12 protein-coding genes are annotated in these 17,289 nt (G+C 69.7%); 11 read left to right on the top strand and 1 reads right to left on the bottom strand.

All coding sequences use genetic code 11. The features are described 5' to 3' along the window. The first annotated feature begins 82 nt into the window (after positions 1–82). The 3 genes from ACFWM2_RS01465 to ACFWM2_RS01455 are packed head-to-tail and all read left to right on the top strand — an operon-like array spanning position 83 to position 4,402. Positions 83–1,990: a glycosyltransferase family 2 protein gene (locus ACFWM2_RS01465; RefSeq protein ID WP_383271787.1), complete on the top strand. Its 1,908-nt coding sequence runs from the start codon at positions 83–85 to the stop codon at positions 1,988–1,990. A gap of 25 nt (positions 1,991–2,015) precedes the next feature. Beyond that, positions 2,016–3,050, top strand: coding sequence for a UDP-glucose 4-epimerase GalE (galE, locus tag ACFWM2_RS01460; protein WP_383271785.1), 1,035 nt, complete (start codon positions 2,016–2,018; stop codon positions 3,048–3,050). Between the two features lie 23 nt (positions 3,051–3,073). Next, on the top strand, positions 3,074–4,402 hold the full coding sequence (locus ACFWM2_RS01455) for a UDP-glucose dehydrogenase family protein (RefSeq protein WP_383271783.1): 1,329 nt from the start codon (positions 3,074–3,076) through the stop codon (positions 4,400–4,402). Between the two features lie 135 nt (positions 4,403–4,537). Here ACFWM2_RS01455 and ACFWM2_RS01450 read toward each other — a convergent pair whose 3' ends face one another. Continuing rightward, positions 4,538–5,812 (bottom strand): hypothetical protein, encoded by a 1,275-nt coding sequence (locus tag ACFWM2_RS01450; RefSeq protein ID WP_383271781.1) that lies wholly within the window; start codon positions 5,810–5,812, stop codon positions 4,538–4,540. A 508-nt stretch (positions 5,813–6,320) separates the two neighbouring features. On the opposite strand from ACFWM2_RS01450, the gene ACFWM2_RS01445 reads away from it, so the two are divergent. From ACFWM2_RS01445 to ACFWM2_RS01410, 8 genes are all read left to right on the top strand, one after another. After that, positions 6,321–6,839 (top strand): lytic polysaccharide monooxygenase auxiliary activity family 9 protein, encoded by a 519-nt coding sequence (locus ACFWM2_RS01445; protein ID WP_383271779.1) that lies wholly within the window; start codon positions 6,321–6,323, stop codon positions 6,837–6,839. 146 nt (positions 6,840–6,985) lie between these two features. Beyond that, positions 6,986–7,711 (top strand): chitinase, encoded by a 726-nt coding sequence (locus ACFWM2_RS01440; RefSeq protein WP_383271777.1) that lies wholly within the window; start codon positions 6,986–6,988, stop codon positions 7,709–7,711. A gap of 386 nt (positions 7,712–8,097) precedes the next feature. Beyond that, positions 8,098–9,765, top strand: coding sequence for a xylosidase (locus tag ACFWM2_RS01435; RefSeq protein ID WP_383271775.1), 1,668 nt, complete (start codon positions 8,098–8,100; stop codon positions 9,763–9,765). A 157-nt stretch (positions 9,766–9,922) separates the two neighbouring features. After that, the gene (locus tag ACFWM2_RS01430; RefSeq protein WP_383271773.1) at positions 9,923–10,927 is read left to right on the top strand and encodes a LacI family DNA-binding transcriptional regulator; all 1,005 of its coding nucleotides are present in this window, start codon (positions 9,923–9,925) and stop codon (positions 10,925–10,927) included. A gap of 271 nt (positions 10,928–11,198) precedes the next feature. Then, positions 11,199–12,488: an extracellular solute-binding protein gene (locus tag ACFWM2_RS01425; protein ID WP_383271771.1), complete on the top strand. Its 1,290-nt coding sequence runs from the start codon at positions 11,199–11,201 to the stop codon at positions 12,486–12,488. Then, on the top strand, positions 12,485–13,462 hold the full coding sequence (locus ACFWM2_RS01420; RefSeq protein ID WP_383271769.1) for a carbohydrate ABC transporter permease: 978 nt from the start codon (positions 12,485–12,487) through the stop codon (positions 13,460–13,462). The genes ACFWM2_RS01425 and ACFWM2_RS01420 overlap by 4 nt, the downstream gene beginning before the upstream one ends. Next, entirely contained in the window at positions 13,459–14,283 is an 825-nt protein-coding gene (locus tag ACFWM2_RS01415) for a carbohydrate ABC transporter permease (RefSeq protein WP_383271767.1), read from the top strand. The genes ACFWM2_RS01420 and ACFWM2_RS01415 overlap by 4 nt, the downstream gene beginning before the upstream one ends. 72 nt (positions 14,284–14,355) lie before the next feature. Next, positions 14,356–17,211, top strand: a complete 2,856-nt coding sequence (locus tag ACFWM2_RS01410) for a glycoside hydrolase family 2 TIM barrel-domain containing protein (RefSeq protein WP_383271765.1) — start codon at positions 14,356–14,358, stop codon at positions 17,209–17,211. Positions 17,212–17,289: the final 78 nt, after the last annotated feature.

The raw sequence follows: 17,289 nt of genomic DNA, 5'->3' as shown, positions 1-17,289 counted from the left end.
CCGCGTCGCCCCTCGTCCGTCTCCTCCCCGCCGGCCGTCGTCCCGGACGGCCGGCGGGAGCGCCTTCTTCGGAGTCCAGCAGATGAGTGTTCTGCGTCCAGGCGCCGGACCGTCCGTGTCCACCGCGCCTCCCCTGTCCCCCGCTGTCCGCGACGGCGACTCCCTCGTCGCCCCGGCGAAGGACGGCCGGCAGCTGGCCGACGCCCTCCTCGCCCTGTCCGACGGCCATGTCGTCGGCATCCCGGCGAGCGGGCCGGTCTTCGACCGGTCCTCCGTCCGCCGCCACCGGCTGCTGCGCCGTACGTTCGTACCGGTGCTGAGCCGGCCCGACCGCGTGGTGGTCGCCGTACTCAGCGCCGGCTGGCTGGTCTGTCTGGCGCTGTTCTGGGTGTGGCTGCTCCAGCCGTCGCACCGGACCAGCGGGCTCGGGATCGCGGTCAACGGCACCGTGCTGCTCTATCTGTCCGTGATGCCCGTCTACTTCATGACCGGCGTCAATCGGCTCAAGCGGGTCGACCCGGCGATCGGCGTACCGCGGCTGCGGGTCGCCTTCGCCGTGACCCGGGCTCCCTCCGAGCCGTGGGACGTGGCCAGGAAGACCCTCCGGGCGATGCGCGCCCAGCACTATCCCCACGCCTTCGACGTATGGCTGTGCGACGAGTCGCCGACCGACGAGATACGGACCTGGTGCGAGGAGAACGGGGTCGGTCTCGTCACCCGCTTCGAGGTGGCCGACTACCACCGCACCACCTGGCCCCGCCGGACCCGCTGCAAGGAGGGCAACCTCGCCTTCTTCTACGACCAGGTCGGCTACTGGGAGTACGACGTGGTCGCCCAGCTCGACTGCGACCACGTGCCGGAGCCCGGCTATCTCGCCGAGATGGTCCGGCCGTTCGCCGACGAGGCGATCGGTTACGTCGCCGCACCGAGCGTGTGCGACTCCAACGCGGAGCAGTCCTGGGCGGCGCGCGGCCGGCTGCACCGGGAGGCCACGTTCCACGGCCCGGCGCAGCTGGGACACAGCGCGGGGCTCGCACCGTCGTGCATCGGCTCGCACTACGCGGTGCGCACCCAGGCGCTGCGTTCCATCGGCGGCATAGGCCCCGAGCTGGCGGAGGACTTCTCCACCAGCTTCCTGCTCAACTCCGCCGGCTGGCACGGCGCGTTCGCCATCGACGCCGAGGCACACGGCGACGGTCCGCTGACCTTCTCGGCGATGCTGGTCCAGGAGTTCCAGTGGTCGCGCAGCCTGACCACCGTGCTGCTCGATCTCGTCCCCCGGCACCTGCCCCGGCTGCCGTGGGCGCTGCGACTGCGGTTCCTGTACGCCCTGTCGTACTACGTGCTGCTGGCCGCGACCACGGTGGGCGGGCTGGCCCTCGCGCCCATCGCGGCGGTCACCGGCACTCCGTGGATCAACGTCAACTACCTCGAGTTCCTTGTGCGTTGGTGGTCGATCTCGGTCTGGGTGCTCGCCCTGGCCCTGCTGCTGCGGCGCCGCGGCCTGTTGCGTCCCCGACGAGCGCCCCTCTTCAGCTGGGAGAACAACCTCTACTGCCTGACCCGCTGGCCGCTGATCGCCTGGGGGGTGACCGCGGCCGTCGTCCAGCGGATCCGGCCCCGGCAGATCACCTTCAAGGTGACCCCGAAGTCCGCCGGCGGCCTGGAACCCCTCCCCCTGCGGCTGACGCTCCCCTACCTGGCGACCAACGTGCTGCTGGCGGCGGCGGCCCTGTACGCGGAGACCTGGACCCGCGCGGCCGGCTACGTCTTCCTGTGCCTGCTGGGATCGACGACGTACGCCGTCGTCGGACTCCTCGTCCCCCTGCTGCACGCCGGGGAGTCCGCCCGCGCCGCCGGTGTCCGGCTGCGGACCGCGGTGGACCGCACCGTGCGGGTTCCGCTGCTGACGGCCGCGCTCGCGGCCCTGCCGGTCGCCGTCGCCATCGCCCGCTATCCCGCCTACGCCAGCAACGTCTTCGGCTGGTAGCGGCCCCCACGAAAGCGAGAATCCCGTGCCCCAGACCGTCCTTGTCACCGGTGGCGCCGGCTTCATCGGCAGCCACACCTGTGTGGAACTCCTCCAGCACGGTCACGAGGTCGTCGTCGTCGACGACTTCTCCAACAGCTCCCCGGCGGCCCTCGACGCGGTGCAGAAGCTGGCCGGCCGGCCGCTGGTCTCGCACCAGGCCGACCTGCGCGACCGTACGGCGCTGGACGCCGTGTTCAGCGCCCACAAGATCGACTCGGTCATCCACTTCGCCGCCAAGAAGGCCGTCGGCGAATCGACGCGCATGCCGCTCGAGTACTACGACATCAACGTCACCGGCACCGTCAATCTGCTCCGGGCCATGACCCGGTACCAGGTGCGCAGGCTGGTCTTCTCCTCGTCCTGCTCGATCTACGGCGACACCCCGAAGGTCCCGCTGGACGAGTCCGACCCCGCGGCCCCCGCCAACCCGTACGCGCGGACCAAGTACCTGTGTGAACAGCTGCTCGCCGACGTCTGCACGCGGTACCCCGAGCTGTCGGTGATCGCGCTGCGCTACTTCAACCCGATCGGCGCCCACCCGAGCGGCCGGATCGGCGAGGACCCGACCGGCATACCGAACAACGTGCTGCCCTACATGGCCCAGGTCGCCGTCGGACGGCTCACGGAACTGCCCGTCTTCGGCGACGACTACCCCACTCCCGACGGGACGGGCGTACGCGACTACATCCACGTCTCCGACGTCGCGGACGGTCACCGTGTCGCCCTCGACCACCTCGACGACGAGCGGGGGCTGCGGGTGTTCAACCTGGGCACCGGCACCGGCGCGTCGGTCCTGGAACTCCTTGCCGAGTTCACCAAGGCCGTCGGCACCCCCATCCCGTACCGCATCCTGGGCCGCCGTCCCGGTGACGTGCCCACCCTCATCGCCGACCCCGGGCGCGTCCAGCGTGCCTGGGGCTGGCGGACCACGCGCGACCTGGCCGCCATGTGCGCCGACGCCTGGCGTTTCCAGCGGCTCCACCCGAACGGCTACTCCAGCGGTCCCCCTGCCGTCTGACCCGCCCTACGAGGAGGCCCCCCATGCGTCTCACCGTCATAGGCACCGGATACCTCGGTGCCGTCCACGCCGCCTGCATGGCCGAGATCGGTCATGAAGTCCTCGGTGTCGATGTCGACACCGCCAAGATCGAGGCCCTGGCCGCCGGCCGGACGCCCTTCCACGAGCCGGGTCTGGACGAGATCCTCGCCCGCAACGTCGAAGCGGGCAGGCTCCGTTTCAGCACGTCACTCACCGAGGCCGCCGAGTTCGGCGACGTCCACTTCATCTGCGTCGGCACCCCGCAGAAGCCCGGGTCCAACGCCGCCGATATGCGGTACATCGACGCCGTCGTCGACGGTCTGGCGCCCCATCTGCACCGCGACACCCTGGTCGTCGGCAAGTCCACCGTCCCCGTCGGCACGGCGGCCCGTCTCACCGAGCGGATCCGCGCCCTCGCCCCGGCCGGCCCGGCCGCCGCACTCGCCTGGAACCCCGAGTTCCTCCGCGAGGGCTTCGCCGTCCAGGACACCCTGCACCCCGACCGGCTGGTGGTCGGCGTCACCTCCCCCACGGCCGAGACCGTGCTGCGCGACGTGTACGCGCCCATCCTGGACTCCGACAGCACGCCCTGGATCTCCACCGACCTCGCCACGGCCGAGCTGGTCAAGGTGTCCGCCAACGCCTTCCTGGCCACCAAGATCTCGTTCATCAACGCCATCGCGGACGTCTGCGACGCGGCGGGCGGCGATGTCACCACCGTCGCCAAGGCCATCGGGTACGACGCCCGCATCGGTCCGCGGTTCCTCTCCGCCGGCCTGGGCTTCGGGGGCGGCTGCCTGCCCAAGGACATCCGTGCCTTCCTCGCCCGCGCCCAGGAACTGGGCGTACAGGATTCGCTGGGCTTCCTCAGAGAGGTCGACGAGATCAACATGCAGCGCCGCCGGCGTACCGTCGACGTGGCGCGCGACCTGGTCGGCGGCTCCTTCCTCGGGCGGAACGTGGCGGTGCTCGGCGCGGCCTTCAAGCCCGACAGCGACGACGTCCGCGACTCGCCCGCGCTCAATGTGGCGGCCGCGATCCAGCTGCAGGGCGGCCGGGTCCGCGTCCACGATCCCGCCGCGATCGACAACGCCCGCGCGGTGTTCCCGACCCTGGACTACGCCCTGGACATCGACAAGGCGTGCGAGCAGGCCGACCTGATCCTCCATCTCACCGAATGGCAGGAGTACCGCGATCTCGATCCCGCCGCGCTGGCCTCGACCGTGCGCAGCCCGCGGATCGTCGACGCCCGCAACGCGCTGCCGGCGGAGCGGTGGCAGGCGGCCGGGTGGACGGTGCGTGCTCTGGGCCGCGCCCTGGTCGGGGCCTGAGCCCCGAACCGGCTCACCGGTGAACCGGTGAGCCGGACTCGGACCGAGGAGCCGTCGGAACGCCCACGCCGACGGCTCCTCTCCCGGATCCCCCCTGCGGTGTCGGGTCGGCCCCGCAGCACCGCCCAGACGCCCTCACTTGTCCGAGCCGGCCGCCCGTACATAGGTCACGTCGGGCTCGCCCTCGACCTTCTGGGTGAAGGAACGGCCGTCGGCGGACAGGGTGAAGTCCACGCTCTGCGGCGGGCAGCCGGCGGCCGGTGCGCCCTCGACGACCTCGGGCGGCCGGGAGGCGATGTTGGACAGCTGGTCCACGGTGAGGACGTACAACTCGGCGCGGGCCACGCAGTGCGGGCCGCTCGTGTTGGTGAAGGTCGCGATCGGCTCCTCCGGCTTCGGCTCCGCGATGGTGACCCGACGGCTGCCGTCCGCGAGCTGCCAGTCGCCCAGCCAGTCCTTGTCCACGCTGAAGACCGGTCCGGGCGGACTGGGCAGCTTTTCCTCTTCCTGGTTGGGCTCGGTCTTGGTGAAGGTGCCCTGCGCCGACTGGAAGCTCAGGGCGGTGCCCGCCTTGTTCAGCTTCATGAATTCCGAGGCGGTGTAGGCGGGGCAGTTCTTGGAGCGGTCGCCCTCCTCGCGGTAGACGGTGGTGAACTCACCGACCGTCTCGGAGTTGGGGTCAAGACCGACGCGGGTCACACAGCGTTCGCCGCTCTGGGTGAAGAACGTCGCCACCCCTCCGTTCCCGAGCTTCTGGACGGCGACCCGCTGCGAGCCGTCCGCGGACTTCCAGCTGCCGAAGAATTTGTCGGAGAGCTTCTTCGCCGGTCGCGGCTCCTCGGTCGGGCCGGAGAACCCGCCCTTCTTCGACCAGCGCAGGGTCTCGATCGTCTCCTCGGTGGTCTGCACGAAGGAGGCGCTCGCACCCCCCTTGGCCACATTCGCCGTGTCCCAGCCGTCGAAGCCCTTCTGCAGGTCCGTCTCCCAGGCGGTGAACCGCCCCGTGCCGACCGCGGCGATGGACTCCTGGGGCGGCTCGCCGTCGTCGCAGTAGGGGCCGAAGTCGGCGATCGCGGCGACCGTGCCGTCGGCGGCCGCCAGTTCGATCCCCTGGCAGGCGTCCGACTTCGTGGTGTAGATCAGGTGCGTCTTCGACCACTTCTTGGTCTTGGGGTCGTAGTGCCGCTCGCCGAGGCCCTTCCCGTCGACGTAGCGGACCTCCACCTTGCGGCCGCCCGGCAGCGTGATGACGGCTTTGTCCTGGCCCTCGGCGCGCGTGCCGGCGCTCGACGCCGCGGCGCCCTGTCGGGTGGACCCGTCGTCCGTGAGCGCGTACGCACCCCAGCCGGCCCCTGCCAGTACCGCGGCCAGTCCGCCTGCGGTAAGTGCCGCAGCAGTACGGCTGTACATGCGTCCTCCAGCTTGTTCGCTCATGACTCGGTGGGGTTGCCCGCGTGGGCGTCCCACCGCCTAGACAGCCAGGTCGCGCGAACGGTTGCACGGCGCCGCCGGATCCGCTCGGCCGGGTACCGTCACGCGCGCCGATCCGCCGGGAGACCGGCCGGTGCGACGCCCCGGGGGGCGCTCCGGATTCCGGAGGTGATTCTTCGCGATCGCCACGACAACCTCGACACTTCGCTATTGCGCACGATCGAGTGAGGTGTTCCCCCTCGCCCCCGAATGCCCCGTTTTCCCAACTGCCACCTCACGCCACACCCTTGACGCGGACGCGTCCACGGGTATGGTCTAGTCCAAGTAGCAAATCCCGTACCGCCGGGCGCATTTGATCGCGTCTGCACACGGGTTCATGCTGCCGGCCTTCGCACTCCTGGCCCCCCACCCACGAGAAGCCGACCCGTCGTACCCGGTTCCCCACAACCTCGTACCCCGCGGGACGACCTGCAGTGAAGGAGAGACCATGCACGCAAGGAAGAAGACGGCCGCGCTCATCGGCGCGGCACTCGCCCCGGTGATCGCCGTGAGCCTGCCCGCGGCCTCCGCGAGCGCACACGGCTACATCTCCAACCCGCCCAGCCGGCAGGCACAGTGCGCCGCCGGAACGGTCAGCTGCGGCGACATCACGTACGAGCCGCAGAGCGTCGAGGGCCCGAAGGGGCTGACGAGCTGCAGCGGCGGCAACTCCCGCTTCGCCGACCTCGACGACGACAGCAAGGGCTGGAAGGTCACTCCGGTCAGCAGCACCACCGAGTTCCAGTGGACTCTGACGGCCCGTCACTCCACCAGCACCTGGCAGTACTTCGCCAGTGGGCAGAAGATCGCCGAGTTCAACGACAACGGTGCCCAGCCCGGCGCGACCGTCACCCACCAGGTGAACTTCGGGAGCCTCAAGGGCCAGCAGAAGGTGCTCGCCGTCTGGAACATCGCCGACACCAGCAACGCGTTCTACGCCTGCATCGACGTCAACGTCGGTGGCTGACAAGGCAGTTCACGGCTCGCGGGCGGCTCCCACCGGTTCGCCCGCCGCGTCGTCCCCATCCCCGTACTCACGGACTTCTCCCCCCACCGTTCCCCGTCGAGGGACACAAGCGCTGCCCAGCGCCCCCATCCATGGAGTGACCCCACATGCGTCGACGTACGCTCGGACTGCTGACCGCGACCGGTGCAGCCACCCTGCTCGCCGCCCTGACCCTCGCCGCCCCGGCCGAGGCGCAGAAGACGACAGCGGCGGCCGGTTTCGTCGTCAGTGAGAGCCAGTTCAACCAGATGTTCCCGAGCCGGAACTCGTTCTACACGTACAGCGGTCTCACCGCCGCACTCAGCGCCTACCCCGGATTCACGACCACCGGCAGCGACACGGTGAAGAAGCAGGAGGCCGCGGCCTTCCTGGCGAACGTCGGCCATGAGACCGGTGGCCTGGTCTACGTGGTTGAGCAGAACACGGCGAACTACCCGCACTACTGCGACACCAGCCGGTCGTACGGGTGCCCGGCGGGCAACGACAAGTACTACGGCCGTGGTCCGATCCAGCTGAGCTGGAACTTCAACTACAAGGCGGCGGGCGACGCCCTGGGCATCGATCTGCTCAACAACCCCGACCTGGTGCAGAACGACGCGGCCGTGTCCTGGAAGACCGGCCTCTGGTACTGGAACACCCAGACCGGACCCGGGACCATGACGCCGCACAACGCGATGGTCAACAGCGCCGGGTTCGGCGAGACCATTCGCAGCATCAACGGCAGCCTGGAGTGCAACGGCGGAAATCCGACGCAGGTCCAGAGCCGCATCGACAACTACCAGAAGTTCACCCAGATCCTGGGCGTGGACCCGGGCGGCAACCTCAGCTGCTGACGTGCGAAGCACCACCCGTCCGTACGGCGTCGGCCTTCGTGGCCGGCGCCGTCCGGGTGCCGGGGGTGCCCTCGGGTCCGCCGCGGCGCACCCGGCCTCGGGGTCCGCAGTGGGCGAGGAGCCAAGGACCGCACCGAAGGACGCAGTTCGCCCCGTTCCGGACCATCCACGCATCTGGTCTAGACCCTTGACGGCGACGCGCGCCCACGAGTTGAATGAGTTCACAACCGGAACTCGTGGTTCAGCATGATGAACGCGCGCGCGTCCGGCAGACGTACGCGTATCCCGAGGTCCCCTTCGGTGAGCGACGTCCCCTCCCCCACCCAGATCACATACGCGGGCAGCGGCCGCCGTCGGCGTGGCCCCCCGCCGCTTTGGAGCACTTCATGTCTTTGTCGCATCGCAGGACACGCTGGTCGCGCCGCAAGGTCCTGGGCGCGGCCGCCGGCGGAACGGCCGCTGCCGCGCTGGGCGCGTTCGGCATCGCCAGGGCAGCCACCACCTCCTCCTCGACCGCGGCGGGCAGCACCCCGGGAGACGTCGTCGGGAAGATCACCGTCGGCTACCAGGGCTGGTTCTCCACCAAGGGGGACGACGCCCCGGTCGACGGCTGGTGGCACTGGGCCAAGGACATGAGCAAGGCTCCCTCGCCGTCGAACACGGGCATCAAGTCCTGGCCCGACATGCGCGAATACACCACGACCTACGAGACCGGCTACGCGGATCTCGGCAACGGCAGTCCGGCCGGTCTCTTCTCGTCGCACGACCAGCAGACCGTCGACACCCACTTCGCCTGGATGCAGCAGTACGGCATCGACACCGCGGCCCTGCAGCGCTTCAACCCGACCGGCGGCGAGGGCCCGACGCGCGACGCGATGGCGGACAAGGTGCGCAGCGCCGCGGAGGCGCAGGGCGTGAAGTTCTACATCATGTACGACGTCACCAGCTGGACGAACATGCAGTCGGAGATCAAGACCGACTGGACCGACAAGATGAAGGCGCACACCTCCTCCTCGGCCTACGCCGAGCAGAACGGCAAGCCGGTCGTGTGTGTCTGGGGCTTCGGCTTCAACGACGACAAGCGCGACTTCTCCGCTTCGGCCGCCCTGGACGTCGTCAACTGGTTCAAGGACCAGGGCTGCTACGTCATCGGCGGCATCCCGCACGACTGGCGGACCGACGGCGCGGGCACCCGTAGCGGCTTCAGCGACGTCTTCCACGCGTTCGACATGATCTCGCCGTGGATGGTCGGCGCCATCGGCACGGCCGCCGACTCGGACAACTACTACGAGAACGTCAACAAGGGCGACCAAGCCGAGTGCGACGCCAAGGGCATCGACTACCAGCCCTGCGTGCTGCCCGGTGACGTCTCCGAACGCCAGCGCGCCCACGGCGACTTGATGTGGCGGCAGTTCTACAACATGGTCCGCGTCGGCGCGCAGGGCATCTACATCTCGATGTTCGACGAGTACAACGAGGGCAACCAGATCGCCAAGACCGCGGAGTCCCAGGACTCCGTCCCCACCGACTCCGGCATCCTGACCCTGGACGAGGACGGCACAGCCTGCTCCTCGGACTACTACCTGCGTCTGACCGGCGACGGCGGTCGCATGCTCAAGGGCGAGATCGAACTGACCGCCACCCGCCCCACCGAACCCGTGCTCTCCGACAAGGTGATCAGCCTGCGGGCCGGCATCAACGACAGCTACGTCACCGCCGAGAAGGAGGGCGACGCCGCGCTGATCGCCAACCGCACGGCGATCGGCCCCTGGGAGCAGTTCGACATGGTCGACTCGGGCAGCGGCACCGTCGCCCTGCGCTCCCACGCCAACAACCGCTATGTCACGGCGGGTTCCTCACCGCTGATCGCGGACAGCACCTCGGCGGGACGCGCGCAGTCCTTCCAGCTCGTGAAGAACAGCGACGGCACGGTCAGCCTGCTGGCCAAGGCCAACGGCAAGTACGTCACCGCCGAGGACGCCGGGGACTCCTCGCTGATCGCCGACCGCAGCGCCATCGGCTCGTACGAGAGGTTCACCCTCATCACCGGCTAGCCGGGCAGTGCAGCGCGTAGTCGCAGGCCAGGCCCCCTGGCCTGGGTGAGTCCGGGCCGGGCCTGCGACATGGATCATCTCGCGCCGTCGCGCCCGGCCCAGGCATACTCGGTTCCCGCGGGCCGACCGGCGCCCCGCGGGAACCGGGAGGTACGCGATGGTGGTGTCGTCGGGGGCAGAGCCCCGGAGGGTGACGATCCACGACGTCGCCCGTTCCGCGGGCGTGTCCCGGCAGACCGTGTCCCGGGCCCTGAACGACCAGGTCGGGATCGACGGCTCCACCAAACAGCGCGTGCTCGACGCCGCCCTGGAACTCGGCTACCGGCCGAGCCGTTTCGCCCGCGGTCTGGTCCGGCAGGACACCACCACCATCGGCCTGGTCATCCCGGACCTGCGCAATCCGTACTTCACCGAGGTCGCCGCGGCCGCCCTGGAGTCGGCTCGGGCCCGTGGCTGGCACGTGGTCGTCTACGACACCGCGGACAGCGCCGAGGAGGAACTCGGCACCCTGCAGGTGATCGGCTCCCAGGTGGACGCGGTCGTCGGATACTTCAGCCGCCCCGAGCACGAGATCGACCTGTTCACCCGCGGTATCCCGGTGGTGCTCGTCGGCCGTGAGCACCACACGGCACGGTTCAGCTCGATCCGGATAGACGGGGAGGACGGCGTCCGCTCGGCGGTCGCGCACCTCGTCGCCCGGGGGCATCACCGGATCGGCATGCTCGATCACGACGGCCGGGCCGAGCCGAGCATCCGGCGCGCGTGGTTCGGGGCGGCCGCGGCGGCCCACGGGATCGACACCGACGCGGTGGTCGGCGCGAGCCAGTCGGCCGACGGCGGCGGGGAGGCGCTGGAGACCCTGCTCACCCTCCATCCGGACGTCACCGCGGTGTTCACCTTCAACGACATCATCGCGATCGGCGCCCTGCGGGAGGCGCGGCGGCTGGGCAGGCGCGTCCCCGAGGACCTCGCCGTGATCGGCTTCGACGGCCTGCAACTCGGCACGCTCGTCGCACCCGCGCTCTCCACCGTCGCCCTGGACACCCGGAAGGTGGGTGCGCTCGCCATCGACCAGGTCGCCCGGCTGCTGACGGGCAGCGACCCGCTCACGGGCGACGACCTCGTCGTACGGGCCGAGCTGCGGCTGCGTGAGTCGGCGTGACGGATCACCGCGCACCCGCGTGAGGGACCACCTCCGACCGCGGGAGTCCGCCCACTCGAGCTCCACGGCGGAGCGAGGCCACGGCAGCAAGGCCAACCCAAGGGCAGGGAACGGCAGTTGTTCCGCCGCGCAGCCGATCGCGCAGTCCCCCGGACCCGGAGCCGTTCACCGCCATCGTACGAATGTCTTGACACGAAAACCCGGTCCCCGCAGACTTCCCGGCAGTTCGTGAACGTTCACGGGAACGTTCACGGGACGTGAAGGGTCCTCGATGGCGCTGACTCGACGAAGGTTCCTGACCGGCGCGGCTGCAACTGGTGCCGCGGCGTTCGGAGCCAGTGCATGTACCAGTCCCACCACTGCGAACCCAGGGCATCTGACGCTCTGGTACACCTCCAACGGTCTGTCCGAGAAGATCCTCGGCGAGGCCACCAAACGCTTCGCCCGCGACAAGCTCGTCACGTCGCCGGTGAGCGGTGACCTCAAGCAGCGGCTGCTGGCGGCACTCGCCGGCGAGGCCTATCTGCCCGACATCACCATGCTCGGCGACAACATCTCGACGTACTTCTCCGACAGCGACCGCTTCCGGGACCTCAACACGCTCGGGGCCGAAGCGGTGGCGAAGGAGTATCTGCCCTGGAAGTGGCAGGCGGGCCAGAGCCCCGACGGGTTCCAGCTGGGTTTCCCCATCGACATCGGGCCCGCCGCGCTCTACTACCGGCACGACATCTTCGAGAAGGCCGGCTTCCCCAGCGAACCCGACGACGTCGCCGCTGCCGTGCCGACGTGGGAGGCCTACTTCGCGTTCGGCGAGAAGGTGCAGAAGAAACTCCCCGGCCGCTATCTGATCACCGACACCAAGACGGTGTTCACCTATTCGCTGGCCCAGGAGTCGAAGAAGTACTTCGACCGCGAGAACCACTACCTCGACGACCAGTCGCAGGTCCGGCTGGCCTGGGACCGTGCGCTGGAGGCGTACCACCGCCGCCTCACCGCCGGTTACGCCGGGGCGCAGGGCCAGAACGGCCAGTCGGTCGACCGGCACGCCGCCTGGAACAGCGGCAAGGAACTCAGCCTCGTCAACGCGTCCTGGATCAGCGGTGAGATGAAACAGTCGGCGCCTGGCACCGCCGGCAAGTGGCGGGTGTGCCGTCCCCCGGGCGGCGCCGGCAATCAGGGCGGCTCGTACCTGGCCATCACCCGGTACTGCCCGCGGCCGGAAGCCGCCTTCGAGATCATCCGCTGGATGCAGTCGCCGGAGAACCAGCCGCAGAACTACCTCGACGTGGGCCTCTTCCCGCCCAGCCCGTCCGCCTTCACGGACAAGCGTCTCCTCGCCCCCGAGCCCTTCTTCGGCGGCCAGGCGACCATGCAGGTCTTCGGGAAGATCGCCGAAGAGGTGGAGTACGCCTACTTCAGCCCGTGGGACATCACGATCAGCGACACCTACACGGACGAGCTCAACAACGTGGAGGTCGGCGGCAAGGACCCCGCGAAGGCCTGGTCCGACGCCCGGACTCGCGTGGAACGTCTGCTGCGCAGGCAGGGAGTGCTCTCATGACCGTGATCCCCGATGTCGGCACCCCAGGGACGAAGACCTCCGCCGCCCCGCCGGTCCCGGCGGAGGTGGCCCGCCGCAGGCGGTGGCGCTATCTGCCGCACTACACGGCCGTCGCCCCCTTCTTCGTACTGTTCGCCGTGTTCGGTCTGTACCCGGTGCTCTACTCGCTCTTCGTCTCGCTGCAACGCTGGGACGGCGTCGGCCCGATGAAGTACGTCGGGCTGGAGAATTTCCGGTACCTGCTCACGGACACGGACTTCTGGCACTCGATCAGCAACACCCTGATCATCTGGGTGATGTCGACGGTCCCGATGACGGCGCTCGCCCTGCTCATCGCGGTCGGGCTCAACTCGTCGATCCGCTTCAAGGGCGCCCTGCGGCTCGCGTACTTCATTCCGAACGTGACGTCGATCGTGGCCATGACCCTGGTGTTCGGCTCGATCTTCAGCGGTGAGTTCGGCTTCCTCAACTGGTTCCTCGGCCTGTTCGGCATCGGCCATGTGCAGTGGCTCTCCGACCCGTGGGCCATCCGCAGCGCCATCGCCATCATGATCATCTGGCGCTGGACCGGCTACAACGCGATCATCTTCCTCGCCGGTCTGCAGGCGCTGCCCAAGGACGTCCTCGAAGCGGCCCGCGTGGACGGCGCGGGACCGGTGCAGGCGTTCTTCCGGGTGACCCTGCCGCTGCTGCGGCCGGTGCTGCTCTTCTCCGTCCTGATGTCCGCGATCAGCGGGATGCAGATCTTCGCCGAGTCGCAGGTGCTGCTCGGCAACCGCGGCGGCACGGACGGCGCGGGGATGACGATGGTCGTCTACTTCTACGACACGGCCTTCGCGAGCAACGACTTCGGCTACGGCGCCGCGATCGCCTGGGGCATCTTCGTGGTCGTCGTCCTCTTCTCGATCCTCAACTGGCGGCTCATCCAGCGCCCCGAACGGGGCCGCGTCAAGATCAAGGAGTCAGGACGATGAGGTACCGGCGCGGACGGATCCTGACCTACGGCGCACTCGTCATCGGCGCGGTCATCACGCTCTTCCCCTATTACTGGCTCACCGTGATGGCGTCCAACACCACGGCCGACATCTACTCCACCCCGCCGAAGCTGGTCTTCGGTGACCAGCTGTTCCACAACATCGGCGAGGTCTTCTCGAAGATCGACTTCTTCGGCTCGCTGCTGAACACGTTGTTCGTCGCCCTGGTGACGACGGCGCTGGTGCTGTTCCTCGACTCGCTGGCCGCGTTCACCTTCGCCAAGTACGACTTCCCGGGCAGCAAGGTGCTGTTCGGCATCCTGCTCGCGACCTTCGTGGTGCCGACGCAGCTGGCCGCGATCCCGCAGTTCATGATCATGGCGAACTTCGGCTGGGTCGGCGGTCTCAAGGCACTGATCGTCCCTGCGGCCGCGAACGCGTTCGGCATCTTCTGGATGCGCCAGTACACGCGCGCCGCCGTGCCGGACGAGCTGATCGAGGCGGCCCGGATGGACGGCTGCGGCTTCTTCCGCACCTATCTGCTGGTGGGGCTGCCGGTGCTCCGGCCCGCCCTCGCGTTCCTCGGCATCTTCACCTTCGTCAACTCCTGGAACGACTTCCTGTGGCCGCTGGTCGTCCTCATCGACTCCAACCACGTGACGCTCCAGGTGGCCCTCTCCCAGCTCAACGGGCTGTACGTCCAGGACTACAGCGTCATCATGGCCGGCACGCTCGTCGCGATCGTGCCGCTGATCATCGTGTTCCTCTTCGGCGCCCGGCACTTCATCGCCAACATCGCCGCCGGCGCGCTCAAGGACTGAGGACCGGGCGCCGGCACGGCCGGCGCCTGCCAGGGCCCTCCTCCTCCCCAGCCCGTCTCCTGAAGGGAATCCATGTCTTCGTCGTACGTCGAGGATCCCGCCCCCGGCCACGGCGCGCTGCCGCCCCGCGCGGCGTTCGCCTCGGACGCGTGGGCGCTGAGCCTGAACGGCACCTGGCGGTTTCTGCTGTCACCATCGATCGCGGCAGCCCCGGACGGGACCGAGCGGGACGACTTCGACGACCACGGTTGGGACACGATCCCCGTGCCGTCGCACTGGCAGCTCCAGGGACACGGCAGACCCGCCTACACCAACGTGCGGTACCCCTTCCCGGTCCATCCGCCCGAGGTGCCCTCGGACAACGCCACCGGCGACTACCGGCTGACGTTCGACCTGCCCGCCGACCGGCCCGACGCCCCGACAGTGCTGCGGTTCGACGGCATCGACTCCTGCGCGCGGATCTGGCTCAACGGCCATGAGCTGGGCGTGACCAAGGGCAGCAGGCTGCCGTCGGAGTTCGACGTCGGCGCGCTGCTGCGGCCCCGGGACAACCTGCTCGCCGTACGCGTCCACCAGTGGTCGGCCGGCAGCTATCTCGAGGACCAGGACATGTGGTGGCTGTCCGGGATCTTCCGGTCGGTCACCCTGCTGGCCCGCCCGGCGGGCGGCGTCACCGACTACACGGTGCACGCGGGGTACGACCACCGGACCGGCCGCGGCACCCTGTCGGTCTCGGCATCCGGTCCGGACGTGCGGATCAGCGTCCCGGAACTCGGCGTGACCGGCCTGCCCGCCGGGGAGTCCGCCCAGCTCGACGGCATCGAACCGTGGAGCGCGGAGAGCCCCCGTCTCTACGCCGGCGAGGTGTACACGGCGACCGAGCGCGTGCCGGTCCGGGTCGGCTTCCGCACCGTCACGATCGAGGACGGTCAGCTCAAGGTGAACGGCCGCCGGATCCTGTTCCGGGGCGTCAACCGGCACGAGCACCACCCGGAGTTCGGCCGGGCACTGCCCCGCGAGTTCGCCGTCGCCGACATCGAGCTCATGAAGCGCCACAACATCAACGCCGTCCGCACCAGCCACTACCCGCCGGACCCGGCGTTCCTGGAGCTCTGCGACCTCTACGGGCTCTGGGTGATCGACGAGTGCGATCTGGAGACGCACGGCTTCGGCGAACTCGACTGGGCGGGCAACCCGAGCGACGACCCCCAGTGGGCCGACGCCTACCTCGACCGGATGCGCCGGATGGTCGAGCGCGACAAGAACCACCCCTCGATCGTGCTGTGGTCGCTGGGCAACGAGGCCCACACCGGCCGCAACCTCGCGGGCATGGCCGAGTGGACCCACGAGCGCGACCCCTCACGGCCCGTCCACTACGAGGGCGACTTCGACTGCGCGTACGTCGACGTCTTCAGCCGGATGTACGCCGACCACGACGAGGTCGACCGGATCGGCCGGCGGGTGGACGACGAAAACCCCCGCCGACGCGAACTGCCGTTCCTGCTCTGTGAGTTCGCGCACGCGATGGGCAACGGACCGGGCGGGCTGCTGGAGTACCGGGAGCTGTTCGAGCGTCATCCCCGCTGCCAGGGCGGCTTCATCTGGGAGTGGCTGGATCACGGGATCGCCCAACGCGATGAGCACGGACGGGAGTTCTTCGCGTACGGCGGCGACTTCGGCGAGCCGCTGCACGACGGCAACTTCGTGATCGACGGCGTGGTCCACCCGGACCGCACTCCCTCCCCCGCGCTCGTCGAGTTCGCGAAGGTCTTCGAGCCGGTACGGATCACCGCGGGTTCGGGCGGGATCCGTATCGCCAACCACTACGACACGGTCCCGCTCGACGGTCTCGGCTTCTCCTGGGTTCTGGAGGAGGAGGGGGTCGCACGGGCGGAGGGCCTGCTCGACGTGGGTCCGGTCCCGCCGGGAGGGAGCGTGGCCGTGCCGCTGCCCCCACTGCCCCCGACCACGGCGGAAAGCCTGCTCACCGTCCGGGCCGTACTGTCCGCCGACACCCGCTGGGCGGCGGCGGGCCATGTGGTGGCCTGGGGGCAGGTGCCGGTCACTCCCGCGCCGGAGCCCGCAGCGCCGGCCCGAGGCGCGCGGGTGACGGCGACCGAGGACCGGCTGCGGCTCGGCCCGGGCACGTTCGACCCCGGGACCGGCAGGCTGACCTCGCTCGGCGGTCACCCCGTGCACGGACCGCGTCTCGACCTGTGGCGGGCGCCCACCGACAACGACCGGGGCTCGGACCGGCCAGAGGAACAGCAGTGGCGGGCGGCCGGACTGCACCGCCTCCAGCACCGGGTCGAGGGCGTCGACGTCCGCGAGGACGAGCTCGTGGTCCGCACCCGGGTCGCGCCGCCCGCTCTCGGCTTCGGCATGCTCGCCGCCTACCACTGGACCGCGGACGCCGGCCGGCTCCGGCTGCGGGTCGATGTCGAACCCGCCGGCGCCTGGCCCTGCACGCTCCCCCGGCTCGGCCTGCGGATGGCGCTGCCCGGTGCGTTCGGCACCGCCGAGTGGTTCGGCGCGGGTCCCGGCGAGGCGTACCCCGACAGCAGGCAGTCGGCGCGGGCCGGCCGGTTCGTGCGGACGGTCGAGGAGTTGCAGACGCCGTACGTGTATCCGCAGGAGAACGGCAACCGCACGGAGGTGCGCAATCTGCTGCTGACGTCCGGCGGCGGCGCCGGGATCCGGGTCGACGGCGAGCCGGTGTTCGACTTCACCGCGCGCCGCTGGACGACCGAGGAACTGGACGCGGCCACGCACACGACCGACCTCACAGCAGGTGAACTGGTCCATCTGAACCTCGACTTCGCCCAGCACGGCCTCGGCTCCGCCTCGTGCGGCCCCGGTGTCCTGCCCCCGTACCGGCTCCAGGCACGGAAGGCGAGCCTCACGCTCACCTTCACGCCGCTCTCCTGACCCACCCCACGAAGGCGTCGCTCTCCTGACCCCCACGAACACACCGCCTTCCTGAACCTCCCCACGAAATGGAGGCAT

Source organism: Streptomyces sp. NPDC058371 (genome assembly GCF_042723265.1).
GTDB lineage: Bacteria > Actinomycetota > Actinomycetes > Streptomycetales > Streptomycetaceae > Streptomyces.
This window is presented reverse-complemented; position numbering and strand designations above follow the sequence as displayed.